This is a genomic window from Vibrio sp. 1F263 (genome assembly GCF_041439035.1).
Lineage (GTDB): Bacteria > Pseudomonadota > Gammaproteobacteria > Enterobacterales > Vibrionaceae > Vibrio > Vibrio tasmaniensis_A.
Genome location: NZ_JBGONI010000019.1, coordinates 1 through 21,286, shown reverse-complemented (window position 1 = coordinate 21,286; position 21,286 = coordinate 1). Strand labels below are relative to the sequence as shown.

Sequence of the window (21,286 nt, the reverse complement as noted above, 5' to 3'; positions counted from 1 at the left end):
AGCTACAAGGCAAAACTGCCGGCGAGTGTGGAGAGTATCAAATTCCAACCATCAACAAGGACGAACAACATCAACTTAAACGGCAACGATACAATCATTGGTGACAACATCATCATACCCATGGCCATCAAAACTGATGCCACCACCAAGTCGATAATTAGGAACGGCAAGAACAACATAAAGCCTATCTGGAAAGCTGTTTTCAATTCAGACGTGATAAACGCAGGAATCAGAACCGCCATTGAAACATCTTCTGGGTTAGTTACTTGCGCACCGGATATCTCAACAAAAGTTTCAAGATCTTTGATTCGAGTCTGTTTAAGCATAAAAGACTTAATCGGCCCTTGGGCAACATCAAACGCCTGTCGCGCTGATATCTGTTCATTCAAATAAGGCTGAACAGCTTGTTCATTGACCTGACTGATTACTGGCGACATGATGAAGAAGGTCAGAAATATCGCAATGCCAATAATCACTTGGTTTGAAGGTGTTTGTTGGAGACCCATTGCCTGACGCAAAATAGACATCACAACCACAATGCGGGTGAACGATGTCATCAAAATAACCATCGCCGGCAAGAAGCCAAGCATGGTCATTAACGCAAGAATTTGCAGGTTAATCGAGTAGTCTTCACCGCCATTGGCATTGGTGGTCATGGTAAATGCAGGTATGCCGCCACCATTACCGGTTAAGCTACCAGTGGTCATAGTCTTCGATTTGGCTTGATCTTGCTGCATCGTACTGATGGTGACCGACTCAGATCCAGCGGTATTCGCAGGAATGACAGTGCCATCTTCAACCTGTGCAAATACTGACACGCTAAATACGAGAGAGCAGAATATGATGAGCTGAACCAACCACACTTTCACCGTACGGAAAAATCCGGCATGGCAAAAGTAAAATGGATTCAAAAATCCGTTACTTGTTTGCATCTTTTTTTATTAGCTGGGAAAGCTGACTTGAAAATGTACTTTTTTCCAGCATCTCCTGAGTGAGAGGTTTATCGAGCTTAGAGATCAGCTGAATCGATTGTGTGGTAATGCCTACCAAGAACTGTTCATCACCCGCTTGTACAATAGCGATACGTTCTTTTGTGCCTACCGGAATTTGCCTAATAATAGCCAAACCTTGTTGATTCGACATCGCAGGCACTTGCATTCGCTTCAGTAGCCAAGCAATAAATAAAATGAAGGCTATAACGAAAATTAGCGACCCAAAGGTGGTCGCTAAATCGAGAGAAGGAGGCGTTGCCGCAAAGGCAATAGAAGGAGTAGCAAGTAGCCCTACTCCCAAGACTCTACGAGACAAACCTGTCATTCCGAGAGAAGAGCCCGCCAGTCTTTGAGACAAGAAGCCCATTAACGCAACTTCTTAATTCGTTCTGTTTGACTAATAACGTCTGTCAAACGAATACCAAATTTGTCATTCACCACAACCACTTCTCCATGAGCAATCAGAGTGCCGTTAACCATCACGTCAAGTGACTCACCAGCAATTCTATCTAGCTCAACAACCGAACCTTGGTTCAATTGAAGTAAGTTACGGATACTAATTTGAGAGCGGCCGACTTCCATTGAGATAGTCACTGGGATATCCATAATGGTATCCAGCTTACGACGCTCATCTTCTGAAATTGGAGACGATGAGTCGGTTAACTCATCAAGTGGTGCCGCGAGAACATCATCAACATCGATTGACGGCGCTGAAGGGTCTTCACCAAGTGCTGCAGCCCATTCGTCTGCTAGCTTTTGATCTTCACTAGGTTCCATTACCAATTCCTATACTTTTATCTACTTTGCTATTCTTCATCTTCGCTATTTTCCAACTCAGACATTAAGTCTTTGCCAAGAAAAGCGAGATCGGTTTTGACCACATGAGGTCTTTCAATTTTTTCAGAAATCTGTACCGCGAGCTTCTCTCCAGAACGGCCCATTTTCACACGATAGGTCGGCAGTTCTTCAACAAACATGGTTGCATGCTCAGGCATATTCATCGGGATAACATCCCCAGGACGAAGTTCCATCAAATCACGCAAAGAGATATCTTGCTCGAGCAAATTGACACGGAAGTTGACTGGCACATCCATGATTTCATCACGCAATGCTGAACTCCAACGAACGTCGGTTTCCATTTTATCTGATTGGACACCAGCATCCAGCAGTTCACGAATCGGCTCAACCATTGAGTAAGGCATAACCACATGGAAATCACCGCCACCGCCATCGACTTCAATGTGAAATGAACTCACAACAATCACTTCGGTAGGGCTCACAATGTTAGCCATACTTGGGTTTACTTCAGAGTCCAAGTATTCAAACTCAACGCCCATCACGGGAGACCAAGCTTCTTTGTAATCTTCAAAAACAATTTTCAGTAGTAACTGAATAATTCGTCTTTCTGTTGGTGTAAATTCGCGACCTTCAATCTTGGCGTGAAAACGACCATCACCACCAAAAAAGTTCTCTACGAGAATGAAAACTAGCCGAGCTTCCATCGTGATTAGCGCAGTACCTTTTAACGGGCGGAAGCGAACCATGTTTAAACTTGTGGGTACATAGAGTGTGTTCTGGTACTCACCAAATTTCATCATCTGTACGCCGTTGATCGACACTTCAGCCGTCTTACGCAACATATTAAACAAGCTAATACGCATATGACGTGCGAAACGCTCGTTAATAAGTTCAAGGGTCGGCATTCGACCACGAACGATTCGATCTTGTGATGAGAAATCAAAATTGACCGTATTGTCACTTTCGGTTTCTAAGACATCTTCAACGTCTTCAACATCATCAACGCCATGTAATAGCGCATCAATTTCGTCTTGGCTTAATAAATCGGTCACATATTACCTATTGAATTACAAAGTCAGTGAATAACACTTTTTCAATTACCGGCTGGCCAACAGCTTGAGTTAAGCTTGCTTTAATATCTTCAGTCGCCTTGTTCCGCAGTTCAACTCTCCCGGCAGGAGATCGTAATTGATCGACCGTCGCCGAAGCGAATGTGGCAAGTAGTGCGCTTTCAACAAGTGGAGAGTGGTATCGAGCGAGAACTTCATTCTTCATACCACGTACCATCAGCTGTACTTTTATCTGAACTAAGCGATCTTTCTTATCGCCCGTAACGTTAAATAAGAAAGCTTGAGGCACATTAACATAGACCACTGGATCGGCACCCATGAGTTGAACCTCAGCTGACGCCCCAGCACCCTCAGCCTTATCATCGGAACCCATTAAGAAAAATGCGGCACCACCACCTCCAAGTAACAGCACAACAACCGCGATAGCGATAATGAGGAGCTTACTCTTTCCTTTCGGTGTTTCTTGTTCTTCTGCCATATTCAGCTCTAACTTCCTGTTCTTCTATTAACTAACGGTACTTTCTATTAACTAACTGTTCTTCTATAAACTAACGGTTCTTTCTATTAGCTAAGTGTTTTAGCCTGATACTAGGCATAATAACTAATTCCATCACGCTTTGACGTGACATTCAATTCAAGATTGCTGTTGCTATCAAGGTTTTCATCACCTTGACCATCATTTATACGGTTAGAGCCTGATTGTTGCTCGCCATTATTGTACCTGTCTTGCCCCTGACCAGTATTCTGTTGCTGAACTGAAGACTCAGCAAGCTGCATCCCTTGCTGGGCGAGCATCTCCCTCAAACGAGGTAAGGTTTGTTCAATAACCTCTCTCGCTTGTTGACTACCGACAGTAAAGTGCACGTTCGCCACGTCATTATTCATGGTCATGCGAATTTTCATCTGCCCCAACTCTGGTGGGTCAAGACGGATATCCAAGCTCTTGAGATTCTTAGACATCATCATTTGGACTTTTTCCGCCACCTGGTCGTTCGCTAACTCTTTAGTGAGTTGCAAAGGTGCCTGTTGAGCCGCTTGAATTTCAGCTCGCGTAGGTGCTGAACCCACCGTAGCTGTACCTTGTGCGCCAGCGGCCGAGGCTATCTGCTGAGCAAAGGTCGAATCTTTAGAATCTTCTTTAGCACCGGCTTTGCCCAAACCAGACAATGCCGCGGCACCTGCGCCCGCTTTAAGAAGCGCATCAGTAGAGCCTGCTTTTGTAGTGACTGGCGCTGCATTCATCGCGATCCCTTGCGCGGTTAAAGCTGGATCCAACGTTGCTTGCTGCTGAGGTGAAGCAACATTAGCTTGTTGAGCGGCTGCATGTGCATTGTTGGCGTGCAGCATTGCTGCCTTATCCGTAAGAGCATTGTTTGTTGATTGAGAAGCGGCCTGCGCTGACACTTGTTGTGCAGCCGTCGCTACAGCTGCTGTTGATGCCGCCGCAGCTAAAGCTTTAGTTTCGCTTGAATCCGTATTATCCCAATCAATAGCAGCGGGTTCACCAGACGCGCTGTTCACAGCCTGAGCTTGATTTAGCAAAGCCGTTGCTTGTTGTTGAACGTTAGTGAGCTGTTGATTCAACAGGTCTAAGTTAGAGGTCGCTTTAGCCAAAGCGGCTTGCTCATCAACCGTCAACTTAGCACCACTTTGTTGCTTCTTAAGCAAGCTATCGACAACAGACTGTTCTGATTCGATTTGTCCATTCAATTGTTTTAGTGCTTTGGTATGGGCATCAACCTGCTTGGCGAGTTCAATATCCGCAGCTGAGATCGCTTGGCTCTGTTCGGCCACCGCGGCGCTAGCCGCATTCTTTTGACTCAGCTCTCGGTTCATACTGGCTTCAATTTGTTCTGGAGTGACGCCTTTATCCATCAACTGTCGGATTTCATCATCAGTCAGCTGAGACACACCCTTACCTCCGGTAAGAACAGCGATTTCAGAATCCACCTCAAGACTATTCTCTTGGATTGCTGCATTCGTTTGTTGTCTCGCCTCATCCGTAACGGAGGCTACTGCAACTGAAGCACCGGAGATATTACCTTGGGCGTTATCTACCTGACCTTGCTGAGGCAAGCCTTTGCCGTTTGGCGCTTGATTTAGAGTTTTGTTTGCCTCATCCAATTGACCAAGCAATTTATTGCCTTCATTCATCGCTGCATTAGCTTGCGATGCTTGCGTAGAGCCATCTACAGCTGATGTACCCTGAGTTTGGGATTGAGCAACCTGTTCTTTAGAATCATTCGTCGTAACCTGCGCATCTTTACCATCCGCCTTATCTGCGACAGTTTTATCAGCGACAGTGCTATCAGTGCCCGAATTGGCTTTGAGCTTAGCCTCAGTTCCAGACACAGCCTCTGCAGATGTTTCCTCAGCAGCTTTCTCGCCTTCTACTTCTGAAGCTGCTTGCTTGCTTTGCGCTTCGCTTACTTCGTCAGTAGCCTTTGATTCAGCTGAATCACCTTTGTTCGCTTCGGCTGACGCTTCACCTTCGGTAGAGGCCTGTTTAGCATCAGGTTTCGCGGTGCTTTCTGTGTCTTTTGCTGCGACTTTACTGTCACTTTCTTCAAAGCCTAGTGCTTCTTTGAAAGACTCAAAGAAACCTTTAGAGTCTCCAGTTTCTTCTACCTTTGAAGAGGCAGAACCGGAGTCCAACAACGATGACGTTTTGTTGGTCGCTGAATTTGAGGAAAGACTAACATTCATATATACAAGCTCTATCTACTAGCTTTGCTGCCTTGAATCAGACAACAAAAAGAAAGTCGGGTGCTTTTTATGCCTTTGGTGAGCATAACTCGCAATTTGATATAAAACAGAGCAAGAAACATGCCTATAAGTTTTAAGTCTGCCATCTGCAGAGCAACACTTGCGTCATTCGTGAATTAGGTTCAAATCTTCTTTCGGCTATATAACAGAGTCGAGAACTCATCCATTTGCTTTTGCTCTCTTTGATCTTGCAGCTTTGCTTTTTCTTTCTGCTTTTTCTCCATCAACCATTCGTAGGATTTACGCTTTTTTCGTAACTCCATCCAATAGTTTTGGCAGTTATCGACCTGATTTTTAAAGTGGTGTTCCGCTTCTCTCTGCTTAGAGAGCGTTTCATCTAATTGCGTTAAGAAACGGTTTAAGTGACCATATTGGCTAGCCGTTAATCCGGCCTTACCTCGGTCAACAAGTTGCTGGCAGTAATCAAGTCGATATTTTTCAATCTGTTCGACCTGTTCGTAGTAACCCTGCAGCTCGACATTCGCTTGATTCAGCGCCAATACAGCTTGGTTCTCTTGGTCTTTCGCTTGATCGAGAAGAAATTCTAACGCGTTATCCATGATTGACCTTATTCAACACGACCTAACCGCCTAACACATGCTTTAACATGTTGACGCACATATCATAGGGAACCGTTTCTTTCATTTTCTGTTGTAAGTACTCGTCCAACCTCGGTTTCAAAGTGAAAGCACTGTCGATTGCAGGGTCTGTTCCCGGCTTGTAAGCACCAATCGAAACCAAATCTTGATTTTTCCGGCATATAGACAGCACTTGTCTAACGGCTTTCGACATCAAGACATGTTCTTCGGTGGTGATTTGAGGCATAACACGACTGACGGATTTCTCAACATCAATCGCGGGATAGTGACCAGCATCAGCCATCTCACGAGATAAAACAATGTGACCATCAAGAATCGCTCGCGATGCATCGGCAATAGGGTCTTGTAAATCATCACCTTCTGTTAACACGGTAAAGAAAGCAGTGATAGAACCTTGTTCATCGTTACCATTACCTGCTCGCTCCACCAGCGCAGGAAGCTTGGCAAACACAGACGGCGGATAGCCTTTGGTTGCTGGCGGCTCACCCACAGACAGAGCGATTTCACGCTGCGCCTGAGCGAAACGAGTCAATGAGTCCATCAGTAGTAAAACATCTAGACCTTGGTCTCGGAAATACTCAGCTACAGCCAGTGCGGTTTGACAGCCTTTTAAACGCATCAATGGAGACGAATCCGCAGGAGCGGCGACCACAACAGAACGCTTACGACCATCTTCGCCAAGGATCTCTTCAATAAATTCTTTTACTTCTCGTCCACGCTCACCAATCAACCCCACCACGACCACTTGCGCGGTTGTACCACGAGTCATCATCCCAAGCGTAACCGACTTACCCACACCGGAACCCGCAAACAGGCCGATACGCTGCCCTTTGCCCACCGTTAGTAAGCCATTAATCGCTTTTAAGCCAACATCAAGTGGCTCAGAGATAGGTTTACGAGCTAAAGGATTGATTGGCTCAGCATTAAAGGAAGCGCGTTGCTCGGTATAGATTGGACCTAATCCGTCGAGCGGATTACCTACGCCATCGATAACACGACCAAGCAACTCCATTCCAACAGGGATACCGCTTTCTGATGTCATCGGTGTCACGCGAGCGCCAGGTAAGATCCCAGTAATTTGTTCACTGGGCATCAAAAACAGGTTATCGCCAGAAAAGCCAACCACTTCGGCTTCCATCTGACCAGACATGGTCTCTACTAAGCATAAGCTGCCAATTGGCGCTTTGCAGCCGGTCGCTTCAAGCGTTAGTCCAACAACACGAACGAGTTTGCCTGAAGCAATTGGTCGCGACTTTAGCCCCTCGACTTTGTATTGGCTAAGACGGTTCGCTAACTCAAGCATTACTCATGACCTTGATGACGATTTACACCACAGAAGCTTTGAATGACGTTCTTCACGCGCTCTTCCATGCGGTAGTTTACACTCGATTCACCCGCTTCAATTTGTACGTCGCCGCGATTGAGTGCAGGCTCTGATACCAACGTCCAATTACGAGAGTCCAATTCCGTTTCGCCATACGCTGAGCGTATTATTGCAACATCTTCAGGGTTTAGCTTCAATGTGATCGCGTGACCTGAGATTGGCAGTGACTCTACCGATTCTTTCACGGTATCTAGTATGATTTGTGGGTTGGTTTGTACTTCAACATGAACCACTTCTTTGACCATGGTCAGTACCATGTCCACCAGTTGCTTCTCTACCTGAGCATTCATCAGCTCTAAAGGCTGAGCGAACTGGTTGGCTAGCCCCATAAAGATGGCGACTTGCTGCTGAATGTACTCTTGACCAGCAGTAACGCCTTCAAGTTTGCCGGCTTCGTTGCCCTCTTCGTGACCTGCGGCAAACCCTTCTTCTTTGCCTTTTTCGTAGCCCTGTTTAAAGCCAGCCTCTTGTCCTTGATGAAGCCCTTCCTGATAAGCACCTTGCTTGATCAGTTCGATTTGGTCTTCAGTTAGAACCAGCTCTTCGTCTTCAATGGCTTCTTCAACCGTTGGCATCCAACCAGGATCGTAGTTAAAAGCCGTTTCTTTGGCTTGTTTGTTCACATCAGAGGTATAGTCAGGCAGCCCCCATTTCTGAGGTTGGGCAACCGTATTATCTTCTTCAGGGCGAAGGAAGCCGCGTTTTCTATCACCTGACATATCAGTACCTATCTATGAGTTCGTCCAACTGCGTTGTAGATTCAAGCAATTACACGGTAGTTAATCTGTGGTTTGAGGTTGGATAAAGAAAAGCCCCAACAATGTGGGGCTCTTGAGGTTTCTGTATTAAAGGAACTCGTCGGCGCCACCAGACAGCATAATCTCGCCACTGTCTGCCATCTTCCTCGCAATACCCAAGATCTCTTTCTGAGCCGCTTCTACATCAGAGACTTTAACTGGCGGCATCGCCTCAATATCGTCTCTCATCATATCAGCAGCACGCGTAGACATGTTCTTGAAGATCTTCTCACGTAGGCTTTCATCAGCACCTTTAAGCGCTTTCTGTAGAACGTCTTGTGGAACATCACGCAGCAATCGCTGAACACCTTGGTCATCAACTTCAATAAGGTTTTCAAAGACAAACATAAGATCTTGGATCTGTGTTGCCATGTCTTCGTCTTGATCTCGAATTTGCCCCATCAAGATGCCTTCTACATTATTGTCCATGTAGTTCATGATCTCAGCAGCGGCTTTCAGGCCACCAATTTTGGCAGCTTGAGCACCCGCTTGACCCGCAAACTGTTTCTCCATGATTTCATTCAATTCAGCGAGAGCTGAAGGTTGAACTTCTTCAAGGTTAGCAATACGCATCATCAAATCAAGGCGAACACGCTCAGGGAATTGAGATAAGATCTCCGCAGACTGATCCGATTCCAGATAAGACAGTACGATCGTTTGAATCTGTGGGTGCTCGTTAATGATGATGCTTGCCACCTGACGAGGGTCCATCCACTTAAGAGAATCCAAACCTTTAGAACCAGTACCTAAAAGGATCTGATCAACAAGGTTATTCGCCTTATCTTCGCCCAGCGCAGCCACCAACGCATTACGCATGAAGTCTTCACTGCCCATACCGATGTTGGTGTACTTCTGAATATCATCTAAGAAAGCGCGGTGTACAGCACCTACTTTTTCTTGAGACCAATCCGTTGAACGTGCCATTGCACTACCAACACGCTGAACCTGTTTAGGTTCTAGATGGCGAATGATACCCGCAGCATCTTCTTCACTTAAACTTAGCAACAAGATCGCAGCGCGCTCTTCGCCTGAGATAGACTCGATATCGACACTTGCGACATCAAGCTCACCACCTTCTGCTTGTTGTGGAACAATTTCGTTAGCCATCTGCCACCCAATTCTTAACTACTTGAGCTGCTAGCTCTGGTTCATTCGCTACAAGTGCACGTACTGCTTTCAGTACGTCCTCATCTTTGTGAAGGTTAGGTAGGTCGATACTTGAACCAAATTCAAATAACTCACCACCTTCAATATCACCACCAATTAAACTGGTTTCGCCGTCAGCACCAATTGGCATGCCATCGGGGCCGTACATTTGATCGTCATCGTCTGCTGCTGGGTTAAGCAGTTTTTTCATTGCAGGGCGAACCAGCACCAATACGACAACAATAATAACCAACGCACTCGCAAACCAACGAACCCAATCATTAAAGTGTTGATGCTCCCAAATTGGTACGTCAGCAACAATATCCGTTACTTGAGGTGCAAATTGCATACTTAACACATTGAGTAAATCACCGCGGTTTTCATCAAAACCCACAGTTCCAATCAATACCTGACGTATCGCGTTAATTTCGCTTGCTGGAATTGGGGTGTGAACCACTTCTCCCGTATCAGGGTTCAATGATTGGCGATCTTTGATTGCAACGGATACGGTCTGACGATTAACCGTGCCGCTCTGTTTTCGCTCATGACTAATGGTAGTATCCAGCTCAAAGTTGCGGGTCGCTTCTTTGTGAACCGAACCTTGCCCCATCATCGTACCATCTTTCATCTGAGCCACGTCCTGGGGAATCGATGCATCAGCAGGAGGCTGGTTACTCAAAGCCCCTGGAATACCAGCCACAACGTTGCCGTTATTGTAGTCTTCTAATGTATATTCACTTCGGGTTGCTGGAGTATTCGGATCAAAACGCTTTCTTGTTTGTTCCACAGCACTAAAGTCGAGTTGAATATCAACCTGAGCCGTGTAGTTACCAAACCCAAGAATCGGAATCAAAATGGAGTCAATTTTTTCACGTAGCGCTTGCTCTTGATTACGCTCTAACTCGTGCTCTTTTCGGCGTGCCGCTGACATCGGATCCTGAGAGCCAGAGCTCAAAAGTCGGCCATGCTGATCGGTCACCGTAATTCGCGAAGTTTTCATCCCCGGAACGGCACTAGCCACCATGTCCACAACAGAATCAACTTCTTGCTGCTTGAGGTTCGTCCCCGTTTTAAGTGTCAGGAAGACTGAGGCAGAGGCTTCTTGATTGTGACGAACAAAGACACTTTGCTTAGGTAAGGCAAGTAAAACTTGAGCTTTACGTACCTGCTTCATCTGTTCAATAGCTTTAGCAAGCTGTCTTTCACGACTTAGTTTAAGACGCTCTTTCTCTAAACGTTGTGATACACCAAAACCCATGTCTTGCATGAGGATATCATCACCGGTGTTTCGCTCTTGGTTCAAACCCGCTCGAACCATATTTAACTTTAATGAGTTATATTCACTCGCTGGTACCGAGATGGTGTTCCCTTCAAGAGAGTACTCAATCTTCTGCGTATCCAAATAATCAAGAACCGGGATCAACTCTTCTGTTTCGTAAGCCCCTAATGGACGCATTTCTGGCTCTTTCACCCAGAAAAACAGCATTACAATAAGCGCTACACAGATCGAGATAGAAAGAACTAAGACGACTTGACGAAGCAAATCGAGATCACCGACGGCCATATCGAACTTAGATGAACTGCGCTCACCTAAATCGGTATTTTGCCCTTCGCCATCTAGATCAGAGCTTGCAATAAGTGCGTGGTCGTTGCTATCGCTTACGGTTAAATCTGTTGTTTGACTGTTATCTGCCACTATTTACTACCCAACTTATACCGGCATGTTCATCAGCTCTTTGTACGATTCGACCAATTTATTTCTAATTTGGATCGTCGCTTCAAAAGCCACACTAGATTTATTACGAGCAATCATCACGTCAGATAAAGACACGCTTTGATCGCCACTGTCAAAACGAGTTTGAAGATTACCAGAGGTCTTTTGTAATGAGTTCACATTATTGATGGCATTAGTCAGCATGTTGCCAAAATCTGCACCAACCGCTTGGCCCGTTGCAGCAGGACGCGTGCTGGCAGCTTCAACCATCATTGCCTGCATTTCGCCTTGTAAACCATCTATTCTCATTTACTACCTCAGGAGTCAAAATTATGACTATCTATTTAGCTTTATTATTGACAGAGCAATTAACGTGCCATGCATCAATTTGACTAGCTATCGTAATACACTAGTCAGAAAGCTGACACTACTAATTTATGTTCAATTTGGAATATCTATTCCAGCATCACGCATTTTCGCTAATTTATAACGCAATGTACGAGGGCTAATGCCTAGCTTTTCAGCCATATCTTTACGTCGACCATGACAAGCAATCAATGTTTCGAGAATGATCGCATACTCTTGATCTCTAAGTTCATTTCCAAGCCCTTCGCTACCTGCCACGACTTTATTGATAGGATTCGCTTCAGCAATCGGCTTAATTTCTGGCGCTGTAACACTGTTCCCTTCAACGATCTGTTGTAGTCCAGTTGCGTCTTGCCAATCAACACCTTCAAGTAAAATATGTTCGCCTGAAATATTTTCTTGCTCACTCAAAATTAGAGCGCGCTGCACGACATTATCCAGTTCACGCACATTTCCCGGCCACGGATAATTGACGAGTTTACTAATGGCTTGCTCAGACAGAACAGGAACAGGCATTCCTAGTTTGGTGCAATGACGTTCCACCAAATGTTTCGCAAGCGGCGCAATATCACCTTTACGTTCACACAGCGCTGGCCAAGTAATTGGAAATACATTCAGTCGGTAGTATAAATCTTCACGGAAATTCCCTTCAGAAACATACTGTTTTAGGTCGCGGTTACTGGTTGCTAGAACACGGACATCCAATTTGATGCTCTTGCGGCTACCAAGACGTTCAACTTCGCGCTCTTGCAACACTCGCAGCAATTTCGCTTGTAGGCTGAGATCCATTTCGCTGATCTCATCCAACAAAATAGTACCGCCTTGAGCTTGCTCAAATTTACCCGGACAAGCTTGAATCGCCCCGGTGAACGCACCTTTATCGTAGCCAAACAGTGTTGCTTCCAACATGTTATCTGGAATCGCGGCACAGTTAATCGCAACAAACGGACCGTCTTTACGGCTCGAGGCGTTATGAATATAGCGAGACATGACCTCTTTACCAGAGCCACTTGGCCCTAGCACCATCACGTTGGCATCGGTTTTAGCCACTTTGTCAGCCAGCATCATTAGTTTGATACTTTTCTCATCGGCAACGATAGCATCGCCATTGTCATCCGACTTTACGGGAGCGTAACGGCTCACCATGTTTAACAGCACTTCTGGAGCAAATGGCTTTGCCATGTAATCGATAGCGCCTTCTTTCATTGCCGCGACCGCATCTTCAATGTTGGCATAGGCCGTCATCAATAGAACCGGAAGATTTGGCCAATGCTGCTTGATGTTTCTTAGCAATGCTAAACCGCCCATACCGGCCATCTGTACATCAGAGACCACGATATCAACAGAGTTTGATTTCAATTTTACCAGAGCATCTTCCGCACAATCCGCTTCCAGCCATTCATAACCAGCAAGCGCGAGTGTATCGACAAGGGCTTCGCGTAGACCTTCATCATCTTCGACGATTAACACTTTGCTTTGAGCCATAGGATTCTCCAGTGTAAATTCAGTTAAAACTTATTAGTCTTCAGAAGAAGAGCTTCTTTCCAACGGTAGACACATGGTAAAGCATGCGCCGTCACCCTCTTCTGATATCAATTCCAGTCGACCTTCATGTGCTCGGCATACCATTTGTACAACCGCTAAACCTAGACCTGTGCCTTGAGAACGAGTGGTAAAGAAAGGTTCCATAATCTTACCTTGTAGTTCTTTAGGCACTCCGGGGCCACTGTCTTGCACTGATATCTTAAGTTCACCGTTTACGGGTCTAAAAAACACATCAATCTGCGATTTCTTGCCAGCAATTTGAACCGCGTTCAAAACTAGGTTACTTAAAGCAGAAGCGATAGCATTGGCGTTGCCAAACATTTGAGTCTTTTCATCTTCAACTTCCTGACAATAATCAATCTGGTTGCTTTTTAACGCAGCCTCCACCATAGGATGAAACTCAATGATGAGTTCCGCGATGGTGAATGGCTTAACCACCTTGTTGTCGCCACCTTTGGCAAACAACAGCATGTCATTCACTTGTTTCTCTAAATCATGCAACCTATCCATCAGCTTAGATTGAAAACGCGTTTTTGTTGCCGGCGGCAAATTTGGCGCGGCAAGGTTTGATGCATACAGCATTGCACTAGAAAGCGGCGTGCGAACCTGATGGGCAAGCGAAGCGACCATTCTTCCGAGTGAAGATAAACGCTGAAGATCGCTCACACGAGACTGAAGTAGGCGAGTTTCTGTCAGGTCTGTAATCAAAATAAGCTGACCTGTAGTCGAAGCTGAAATCGCTAAGCGCACTTTTCGCCCATTCTTCAATGAGATCTCATGCCCATCATCGTCCCTTGGTTCAAAGGCATTTTGTATTACCGAAAACCATTTCTCGCCAACCAACTCAACCCCGAGAATACGGTGTGCTTCAGGATTCGCTTCTCTCACTTCACCATGTGTATCTAACAAGATGACCCCCGCAGGCATAACATCGAGCACTTGCTTATAGCGCTCAACCTGTTGCTCAACAGAATCTAGATGTGATTGATTTTCTGGTTCGTTAGATAGGTGCATGTCAAAAATTTGCCTCAAATACTAAAACAGCCTGACATGTACAACACAAGTCAGGCTATTTGCTATATTTATCACATAGTTAAGCAAGCAACAACTCGACTATGGTTTATCTGTTCGTTTAGCTAAAGTTGCCAAAAAGCTAAAATGCTAAAATGCTAAAGTGTGTACTGGTTTTCGTTTTCATCGAAAATAGGCACTAACGCTGCAAGTTATATTTACGCATTTTTTCGACCAGAGTGGTTCTGCGCATTCCAAGCATGTCAGCAGCGCGAGCAACAATACCGCCCTGAGCCTCCAACGCTTGATTGATCATATTCACTTCCATATCAGCGAGCAGTTCTTTCAAGTTAACCCCTTCAGCGGGTAAATCTTGAGGTGCGTTCGCATTGTCAGCAAGCTCATCGTGCTGCTCAAAACTGAAGTCTTCTGAGAACAAGTCAGAAAGAGCATCTCGCTCTTGCTCTTCCTCTGATGCAAAATTATTAAACTCTGGCTGAAACTCTGGGATATCACTGTATCTATATTTAGTTGGTAGATGATTCACATCAACCAAGCTATTTGGATATAAAATAACCATTCGCTCAACTAAATTAGCTAACTCACGTACGTTGCCCGGCCAGCAATGCTCCATCAAAGAGTTGATTGCACGGGGAGTAAAACAGATTGGCATGCCACCTTCAGCTTCCATTCTGGTCATCAACTCCTGAAGCAATAGGGGAACATCTTCTTTTCGCTCCTGAAGCGATGGCATTTCAATTGGGAAAACGTTCAAGCGATAGTAAAGGTCTTCACGGAACAAATCATCTTCGATCATATTTTCAAGATTGCGGTGTGTTGCCGCAATCACTCGAACATCAGCTTGAATGGTACTATTGCCACCTACACGTTCAAAACTGCGTTCTTGTAAAACACGAAGCAACTTAACTTGCATCGCCATTGGCATATCACCAATTTCATCAAGAAACAGTGTACCACCTTCAGCCAACTCAAAACGGCCTTTACGTGCGGTAATTGCACCAGTAAACGCGCCCTTCTCATGACCAAACAGTTCACTTTCGAGCAAATCTGGCGGTATAGCGCCACAGTTTACGGGAACGAAAGGTCCTGAACGACGTTTAGAATGATAGTGAACATTACGTGCTACAACTTCTTTGCCCGTGCCTGACTCACCAAGAATCAATACGTTTGCTTCAGTAGAAGAGACTTGTTCAATCAAGTGACGAACTTCTTGGATACCAACACTCTGCCCAACTAGACTACGAAAAAGCGTATTCTTACGCGCTGAAGGTACAATTTGAACGCCTTTACGGCCTAAGAAGTCTTTACAGTGTCTTAGTGCATCACTTAATTGCGGGTAGTTAAGAGGAAGTTCGAGTTCACCAACAAAGTTAGTAAGTTCGTCAACCGGGTAATCGTTTTTGCCAATCACCAGTAAAGGGATGTGATTAACATGAACAAGCTTTTCATTCAGTAATGCGAAGCCTTTGGCTTTAATTGAACCAATGATGCAGCCAGCCCACTGTAGGGACCAGTCAACTTTGTGTGCTTGTTCAGAGCTGATTACTTCGCAGCTCTCTCCTACAAACTCTAATATTGTGCTTAAATTGTGACGATTTTGAGCGTTATCATCGACGACAAGCAGTTTTGCCAAACCTTGCATAAGTAGGAATTATTGCCTTTATTTTGGTGCGATGCGGAAATTGGTAAGCGACGTAAGAGACAAAACAGAGAAAATATCAATGATTATGATCTACGTGGACAAATCTAGGAAACCAGCAACGAAAAAAGCCATTAGGCTATCTAATGGCTTCTATTTTATTTGATTATAAAAATAAGGCAACCAAGCAATTCAGAGATATGCGATTGGTTTAAACTGGGATGTTTCTTTAAATACCAACATCCGCAGACGTTAAATTGTGATATTCATTCGGAATTTGGTCCCAAGCGCTCTTAATTTCGCGGATAATATCGATAACATCATCAATTGGCTGAGGATCATTTTTGTGATTTGCAGCAGAAATTTGCGTGATCATAAACTCATAAAGTTGATCTAGATTTTTCGCAATGTCGCCACCATCGGACATCGATAGGCAACTACGCAGGCTAATAATGATATCTAGAGCCTTACTCAGTCGCTCACCTTTCACCGGGATGTTGCCCGCTTGCATTGCCGCTTTACCTTGAATTAAGCGCTCGATAGCACCAGCCATTAGCATCTGAACAATTTTATGCGGTGAGGCAGCTGTAAGCTGACTATCCACTGATACCTTTTTATATGCCTGTAAAGAACCGCGCATAGTAAACCTCTTCTATAAAAACTTTTTGTATTGTTGAACTGATTTGGCACCATGTCGGTATTTATGTAAGTTTTTACCTACTCGACCAGTCTCAGACTGCATCAGTTCGACCAATTGTCTTGTTCTCGAAATGGCTTCAAACCACTCGGAGCTTTGCTTAACGTCGGGATATGAATCGATTAATTGAAGCACGTTTTGCAATAACTGTTCTCTGTTATCGACAAGATGCACTATTTCTTCAGCATTAATTTCACTATATTCGAGCTTAGACATAATTAATTGATCGAGCTCACAAAGCTCTTGAAGCAGTTTGCTCATCTATTAGCCCATTGCACTCATCATGCTGCCCAACTGAGATTGCATCTTGCTGGTCGCATCCTGCATCGCAGTGAACTTGGAGTGCGTACGGCTCTCTAGGCTATCCATGCGTCGGTCAAGCGCGCTTTGATCATCAACCAAACGGTAATTTTGTTCGACTAAGCTCTTTTCTCTCGTGCGGATTGAGCCCGTAACACCCGTGATCCCTTGAATCGCATCTTCGACTTTTTTGGCGAAACCGTTGTTGCCGCCAAAGAACTCACCCAACTTATCAAAGTGATTGTTAAGCTGACGATCAAGCATGTCGTAGTTGATTTCTAGCGAGCCTTGTCTTGTGGTGGTGATACCAAATTCAGTCAAAGACTTAAGGTTGTCAGGCGCGTCTTCAATGCTTGAAGAGAACACACTTTTTAGTCGCGAGTCTGCGTTACGCACTGTACTGTCACCAGAAAGAGGGCCTTTTTGACCTGTCAAAGGGTCAACACTCGCCAAACCTTTAGATACTTGGTAAAACTGATTATAAGAGCTAACAAAAGCTTCAATATCTTCACGAACACGATTACGGTCGTACTCAACACCAATTTCTGCTGGCGGCTTATCTTTTGGCGTTTTACCTTTAACCGTAATATCAATACCTTCAACGGCATCTTCAATCACATTATTATTGCTAGAAAGCTGAGCGACACCATCCAGAATGACCATTGAATCTTGTCCAGCTTGCACTTCAGTCATGCCGCTGTATTGGTCAAAAGACTGTTGAGCCAAAGCCAGATTAGCTTGAGCTTTATCAACCTTCTCTAAATGTGTTCGTTCCCCCGGAGATAACCTAGCTCTCTCTAATTGCTGAGCCTGCTCCGGGGTTAATTCACCTTTCTCAACTCTCTTCGCTAACTCTGAACGTTCATCAACCAATTTACTTTCTATTCTGGCTTTCTCGGCATCGAGCTTCTGCTGCGCTTCTTTGGGGGTAACATAAGAATCCGTCAGAGTACCTGCGGCAGTATTTGACCACCCCGGAATATCAGCGGCTTTCTCGATGGCTTTTTCGTCAAGCTCGAGTTCAGGCCTAAAAAAAGAATCGAGTAATGTGCCCGAAGCGGTGTTGTTCCAGCCTGGGATCGTATCTTCTGGCATCCCTGAAGCCGCTAAGGCGGACGCATCTAGCGCCTTTTGACCTGCCATTGCCGCTTCTTGGCCATAAGTTAAATTATCACGGTCAAATTCAGCGAAAGGATCTTCAGGTTCAACGACAGGTTCCGATTTTCTTTCAAAAATAGGATTGCCGTTTTCATCAAATATGGAATTTCCGTCATCGTCTCGCAGCGGAACAGCAAAGCCGTCAGGAATTGGGTTACCGTCAGCATCCAATTTAGGAGGGGCATCAGCTAAGACGCCTTGCGCTACTGAGCGAGCATCTTCTAAGGCTTTCAGTCTTTCCGATAGGGTTTTATATTCTAATTTTTTTAGAGGGTTGTTATCTTCAGAGTCAACGTGGAGTTTTATTTGATTGTCTTCACCAGACATATTTGAAGCGAGGACTAACCGTGGTCCTTCTTTATCATTAATGATAGAAGCTCGAACACCCGGATTATCCCCAGCGCTGTTAATACCTCTAACAACATCACGCAGTTTTGAGTTAGCACTAACTTGTGTTTCGAAGCTCTCGCTACCAAGCGAAACCTGCAGCTTGCCAGGGCCAAATTTCATGTCATCTGATAGAACATCAGAAGCCACTTTATGGCTCTGGGCAAGCTGCAACACATCGATGGCATATTTGCCAGCGATCGCTTCGGTAGTCGCGGTCGCAGAAACAAGATTTTCATCAGTACTTTCTACTGTTCGCACAGCAAAAGCTTTATCCTGACGAAAGCTTGTCATCAGATCCTTCATCGAATCAAGGGATTCTCTGAGTCTTCCATAGGCACTAATGCTGGTGTCGATTCGCGTTCGTTCATTGTCGATCTGTTGCTGTTTAGGCACACGCTCAGAATCAACAATTTTGCTGACCATGGAATTGATATCCATGCCAGACGAAATCCCCATTGGGCCAAAACTCATTAAACCACCTCAATAATACGACTTAAACCTTAGCCTCCAATATTCCACTATTCGAGGTTTGGGCTGCTAGGCGCCTCAGAATTTCGAGCATTTCTTCGTCGGGAATTTGGCGAATAATATCGCCTGTTGTGGTCTCATAAATAGTGACCACATCTCTCCCAGTCTCTTCATCAACCTTGAAGGCAACACCCTTGTTAAGAGAAGATATAAACTCATTGACCTTCTCAACCATCTTGACACGCTCCTGATCATTTAACTCTTGTCTATGTTGAGCTAATTGAATCGCCGCTTCGGTAGCCATCTCTTTCGATTTTTCTACCTTGCCATGAGATGTTGCTTCTTTTAGTTGTAAAGTGCTCGACGCACTACTACCTTCATCGCTTGCAAATTTAGTGCCATTAGGTGAGCCATAAGGCTGGATGTTCGACGCGTTAGATAATATTTCCATAACACTCTCCCTCCCACCTTTATGAGCCTAACAGTAAAACTCTACCCACAGTAGAGTTTACCGTTACTTACTGAAGTAAGTTTAGCCCAACAAGCTTAGAGCTGCTGATGGTGATTGTTTTGCTTGAGCTAAAATAGAAGTACTCGCCTGTTGTAAGATTTGAGACTTCGTCATTGCCGTTGTTTCTTTTGCGTAATCGGTATCTTTGATACGGCTCTTAGACGCATTAACGTTTTCGTTAATATTATCTAAGTTGCTGATTGCGTGATCAAAACGGTTTTGGAATGCACCGAGAGATGCTCGGTTACTGTCTACTGATTTTAGAGCGCCATCAATAATAGATACCGCGTTGTTAGCACCAGCAACCGATGTTACATCGATATCGTTAACAGTAACGTCTTTACCTGCACCAATCCCTAGCTCGCCCGCCAGACTGCCGCCAAATTCAACATTACCTTCAATTTTTTGGCTAGAAGCAAACAGTTGCAGTTTACCGCCTTCACCTACCGATGCTTGGACGTCTGGACTTTGGCCATTAATATACGTTGCTAGCTCTTCCATGTCGTTGCCTTCTTTCGCAGAAATAGACAACTCTTGAAGATCACCAAACTGATCTTGGTATTTCATCGTTAGAGCAGAGTTTGCTCCTACACGCCAAGACGTATCTTTACCCTCGGTAACACTATAGCTCTTACCGCCCATAGCTTGAGTGTCAGTACGCATATTATTCATCGTCAGCATTACTGCTTCACCAGAATCTGCACCGATTTGGAAAGATTGGCTACCAAAAGTACCGTTCAAAAGCTTGTTACCACCAAAAGAGGTCGTTTCAGCAATACGGTTAAGCTCAGTGTTTAACGCCGATACTTCTTCTTGGATAGCAACACGTTCAGATCTCGTGTTTGAGCCATTTGAAGATTGAAGAGAAAGGTCACGCATTCGTTGCAGGATATTGGTTGACTCATTCATTGCACCTTCAGCAGTCTGTGCAATAGAGATACCATCATTCGCGTTTTTTACAGCCATATCTAGGCCACGGCTTTGCGACGTTAAGCGGTTAGAGATTTGTAGGCCTGCAGCATCATCTTTCGCGCTATTAATTTTATAGCCAGAAGACAAGCGCTCCATTGATTTTTGAGTACCTTCAGCCGCGCTATTTAGGTAGCGCTGAGCCGTCATTGCAGACACATTTGTGCTTACATTAATCGCCATAGTTGATCTCCTTTAGGCATTTTTTCATGCACTTATGTGACTCTCACCTCACAAAAACACATGTTATTTTGTTTTATATACCAGTGTCTCTCTCACCTTACATTGGTACATATCATTTCTCTCAATCCCTTTAACGGCCCCTTAACTAGAAGCTTTAATAAAAAATGCATTTTTTTTCGTATTATTTTAAATATTAAAAAAAACGTGAAGTAGATCAATTAATCTCACGACATCTTTTAAAGCCGGATTTAGCACAATGCGTATCAATACCTATCAGATAATTGACATAAAAAAGTCCCTGCTCTCTCTTTTACTCCTTTTCGCCGACACGGTACTTCACTCCAATGTACCTTTACCAAATAACAGGCAATAAAAAACCCAGCCGAAGCTGGGTTTATTTAGCGCTCATCTCTCACCACGAGCTAATTTGTGGAAGCCTAACATTGACGATGATGAACAATAATGCACATGGTCAATGTGGCCTTTCAACCTGTTAACCTAGTAGGCTAAGTGCCGAGTTCGGAGCTTGTTTTGCTTGAGCTAAAATCGAGCTTGAAGCTTGAGAAAGAATCTGAGATTTAGTCATCTGAGTCGTTTCTTTCGCGAAATCAGTATCTTTAATGCGGCTCTTAGATGCATTAACGTTCTCGTTAATGTTGTCTAAGTTATTGATTGCGTGGTCGAAACGGTTTTGGAAAGCACCCAGTTCAGAACGGTGGCTATCTACATATTTAAGTGCCGCATCGATAACAGCTACAGATT

General features: G+C 44.7%; 21 protein-coding genes. All 21 read right to left on the bottom strand.

Features of this window, described 5'->3' with window-relative positions; all coding sequences use genetic code 11:
* Positions 1-2 precede the first annotated feature (2 nt).
* Positions 3-932, bottom strand: coding sequence for a flagellar type III secretion system pore protein FliP (gene fliP, locus ACED25_RS13280; protein WP_009848544.1), 930 nt, complete (start codon positions 930-932; stop codon positions 3-5).
* The gene (gene fliO / locus ACED25_RS13275; RefSeq protein ID WP_009848545.1) at positions 919-1,359 is read right to left on the bottom strand and encodes a flagellar biosynthetic protein FliO; all 441 of its coding nucleotides are present in this window, start codon (positions 1,357-1,359) and stop codon (positions 919-921) included. Before fliO ends, fliP begins: the two co-directional genes overlap by 14 nt.
* Positions 1,359-1,769: a flagellar motor switch protein FliN gene (gene fliN / locus ACED25_RS13270; protein ID WP_004739851.1), complete on the bottom strand. Its 411-nt coding sequence runs from the start codon at positions 1,767-1,769 to the stop codon at positions 1,359-1,361. Before fliN ends, fliO begins: the two co-directional genes overlap by 1 nt.
* A 29-nt stretch (positions 1,770-1,798) precedes the next feature.
* A complete protein-coding gene (fliM, locus tag ACED25_RS13265) occupies positions 1,799-2,842 on the bottom strand; it encodes a flagellar motor switch protein FliM (RefSeq protein ID WP_009848546.1) in 1,044 nt (347 codons plus the stop codon).
* 7 nt (positions 2,843-2,849) lie between these two features.
* Entirely contained in the window at positions 2,850-3,338 is a 489-nt protein-coding gene (fliL, locus tag ACED25_RS13260) for a flagellar basal body-associated protein FliL (RefSeq protein ID WP_017101965.1), read from the bottom strand.
* A 110-nt stretch (positions 3,339-3,448) separates the two neighbouring features.
* Positions 3,449-5,566, bottom strand: coding sequence for a flagellar hook-length control protein FliK (locus ACED25_RS13255; protein ID WP_371695441.1), 2,118 nt, complete (start codon positions 5,564-5,566; stop codon positions 3,449-3,451).
* Between the two features lie 182 nt (positions 5,567-5,748).
* Complete coding sequence (gene fliJ, locus ACED25_RS13250; RefSeq protein WP_009848549.1) at positions 5,749-6,186, bottom strand: flagellar export protein FliJ; 438 nt, start codon at positions 6,184-6,186, stop codon at positions 5,749-5,751.
* Positions 6,187-6,208: 22 nt separating this feature from the next.
* Positions 6,209-7,528: a flagellar protein export ATPase FliI gene (gene fliI, locus ACED25_RS13245; RefSeq protein ID WP_009848550.1), complete on the bottom strand. Its 1,320-nt coding sequence runs from the start codon at positions 7,526-7,528 to the stop codon at positions 6,209-6,211.
* Positions 7,528-8,328, bottom strand: a complete 801-nt coding sequence (gene fliH, locus ACED25_RS13240) for a flagellar assembly protein FliH (RefSeq protein ID WP_009848551.1) — start codon at positions 8,326-8,328, stop codon at positions 7,528-7,530. Before fliH ends, fliI begins: the two co-directional genes overlap by 1 nt.
* A 126-nt stretch (positions 8,329-8,454) precedes the next feature.
* Positions 8,455-9,513 (bottom strand): flagellar motor switch protein FliG, encoded by a 1,059-nt coding sequence (gene fliG / locus ACED25_RS13235; protein ID WP_012603439.1) that lies wholly within the window; start codon positions 9,511-9,513, stop codon positions 8,455-8,457.
* Positions 9,506-11,248: a flagellar basal-body MS-ring/collar protein FliF gene (gene fliF, locus ACED25_RS13230; protein ID WP_017099171.1), complete on the bottom strand. Its 1,743-nt coding sequence runs from the start codon at positions 11,246-11,248 to the stop codon at positions 9,506-9,508. The genes fliG and fliF overlap by 8 nt, the downstream gene beginning before the upstream one ends.
* A gap of 15 nt (positions 11,249-11,263) precedes the next feature.
* Entirely contained in the window at positions 11,264-11,575 is a 312-nt protein-coding gene (gene fliE / locus ACED25_RS13225; protein WP_009848554.1) for a flagellar hook-basal body complex protein FliE, read from the bottom strand.
* A 132-nt stretch (positions 11,576-11,707) separates the two neighbouring features.
* On the bottom strand, positions 11,708-13,117 hold the full coding sequence (locus ACED25_RS13220; RefSeq protein ID WP_371695440.1) for a sigma-54-dependent transcriptional regulator: 1,410 nt from the start codon (positions 13,115-13,117) through the stop codon (positions 11,708-11,710).
* A 33-nt stretch (positions 13,118-13,150) separates the two neighbouring features.
* Entirely contained in the window at positions 13,151-14,191 is a 1,041-nt protein-coding gene (locus tag ACED25_RS13215; RefSeq protein ID WP_009848556.1) for a PAS domain-containing sensor histidine kinase, read from the bottom strand.
* A 196-nt stretch (positions 14,192-14,387) separates the two neighbouring features.
* On the bottom strand, positions 14,388-15,851 hold the full coding sequence (locus tag ACED25_RS13210; protein WP_371695438.1) for a sigma-54 dependent transcriptional regulator: 1,464 nt from the start codon (positions 15,849-15,851) through the stop codon (positions 14,388-14,390).
* A gap of 226 nt (positions 15,852-16,077) precedes the next feature.
* The gene (fliS, locus tag ACED25_RS13205) at positions 16,078-16,488 is read right to left on the bottom strand and encodes a flagellar export chaperone FliS (protein ID WP_009848558.1); all 411 of its coding nucleotides are present in this window, start codon (positions 16,486-16,488) and stop codon (positions 16,078-16,080) included.
* Between the two features lie 12 nt (positions 16,489-16,500).
* The gene (locus ACED25_RS13200; protein ID WP_017101962.1) at positions 16,501-16,806 is read right to left on the bottom strand and encodes a flagellar protein FliT; all 306 of its coding nucleotides are present in this window, start codon (positions 16,804-16,806) and stop codon (positions 16,501-16,503) included.
* 3 nt (positions 16,807-16,809) lie between these two features.
* Positions 16,810-18,816, bottom strand: a complete 2,007-nt coding sequence (gene fliD, locus ACED25_RS13195; protein ID WP_371695452.1) for a flagellar filament capping protein FliD — start codon at positions 18,814-18,816, stop codon at positions 16,810-16,812.
* Between the two features lie 70 nt (positions 18,817-18,886).
* The gene (gene flaG, locus ACED25_RS13190; protein WP_017101960.1) at positions 18,887-19,312 is read right to left on the bottom strand and encodes a flagellar protein FlaG; all 426 of its coding nucleotides are present in this window, start codon (positions 19,310-19,312) and stop codon (positions 18,887-18,889) included.
* 81 nt (positions 19,313-19,393) lie between these two features.
* Positions 19,394-20,524, bottom strand: a complete 1,131-nt coding sequence (locus ACED25_RS13185; RefSeq protein ID WP_017101959.1) for a flagellin — start codon at positions 20,522-20,524, stop codon at positions 19,394-19,396.
* A gap of 493 nt (positions 20,525-21,017) precedes the next feature.
* On the bottom strand, positions 21,018-21,286 hold a 269-nt coding region (locus tag ACED25_RS13180), incomplete at its 5' end, for a flagellin (protein ID WP_371695437.1).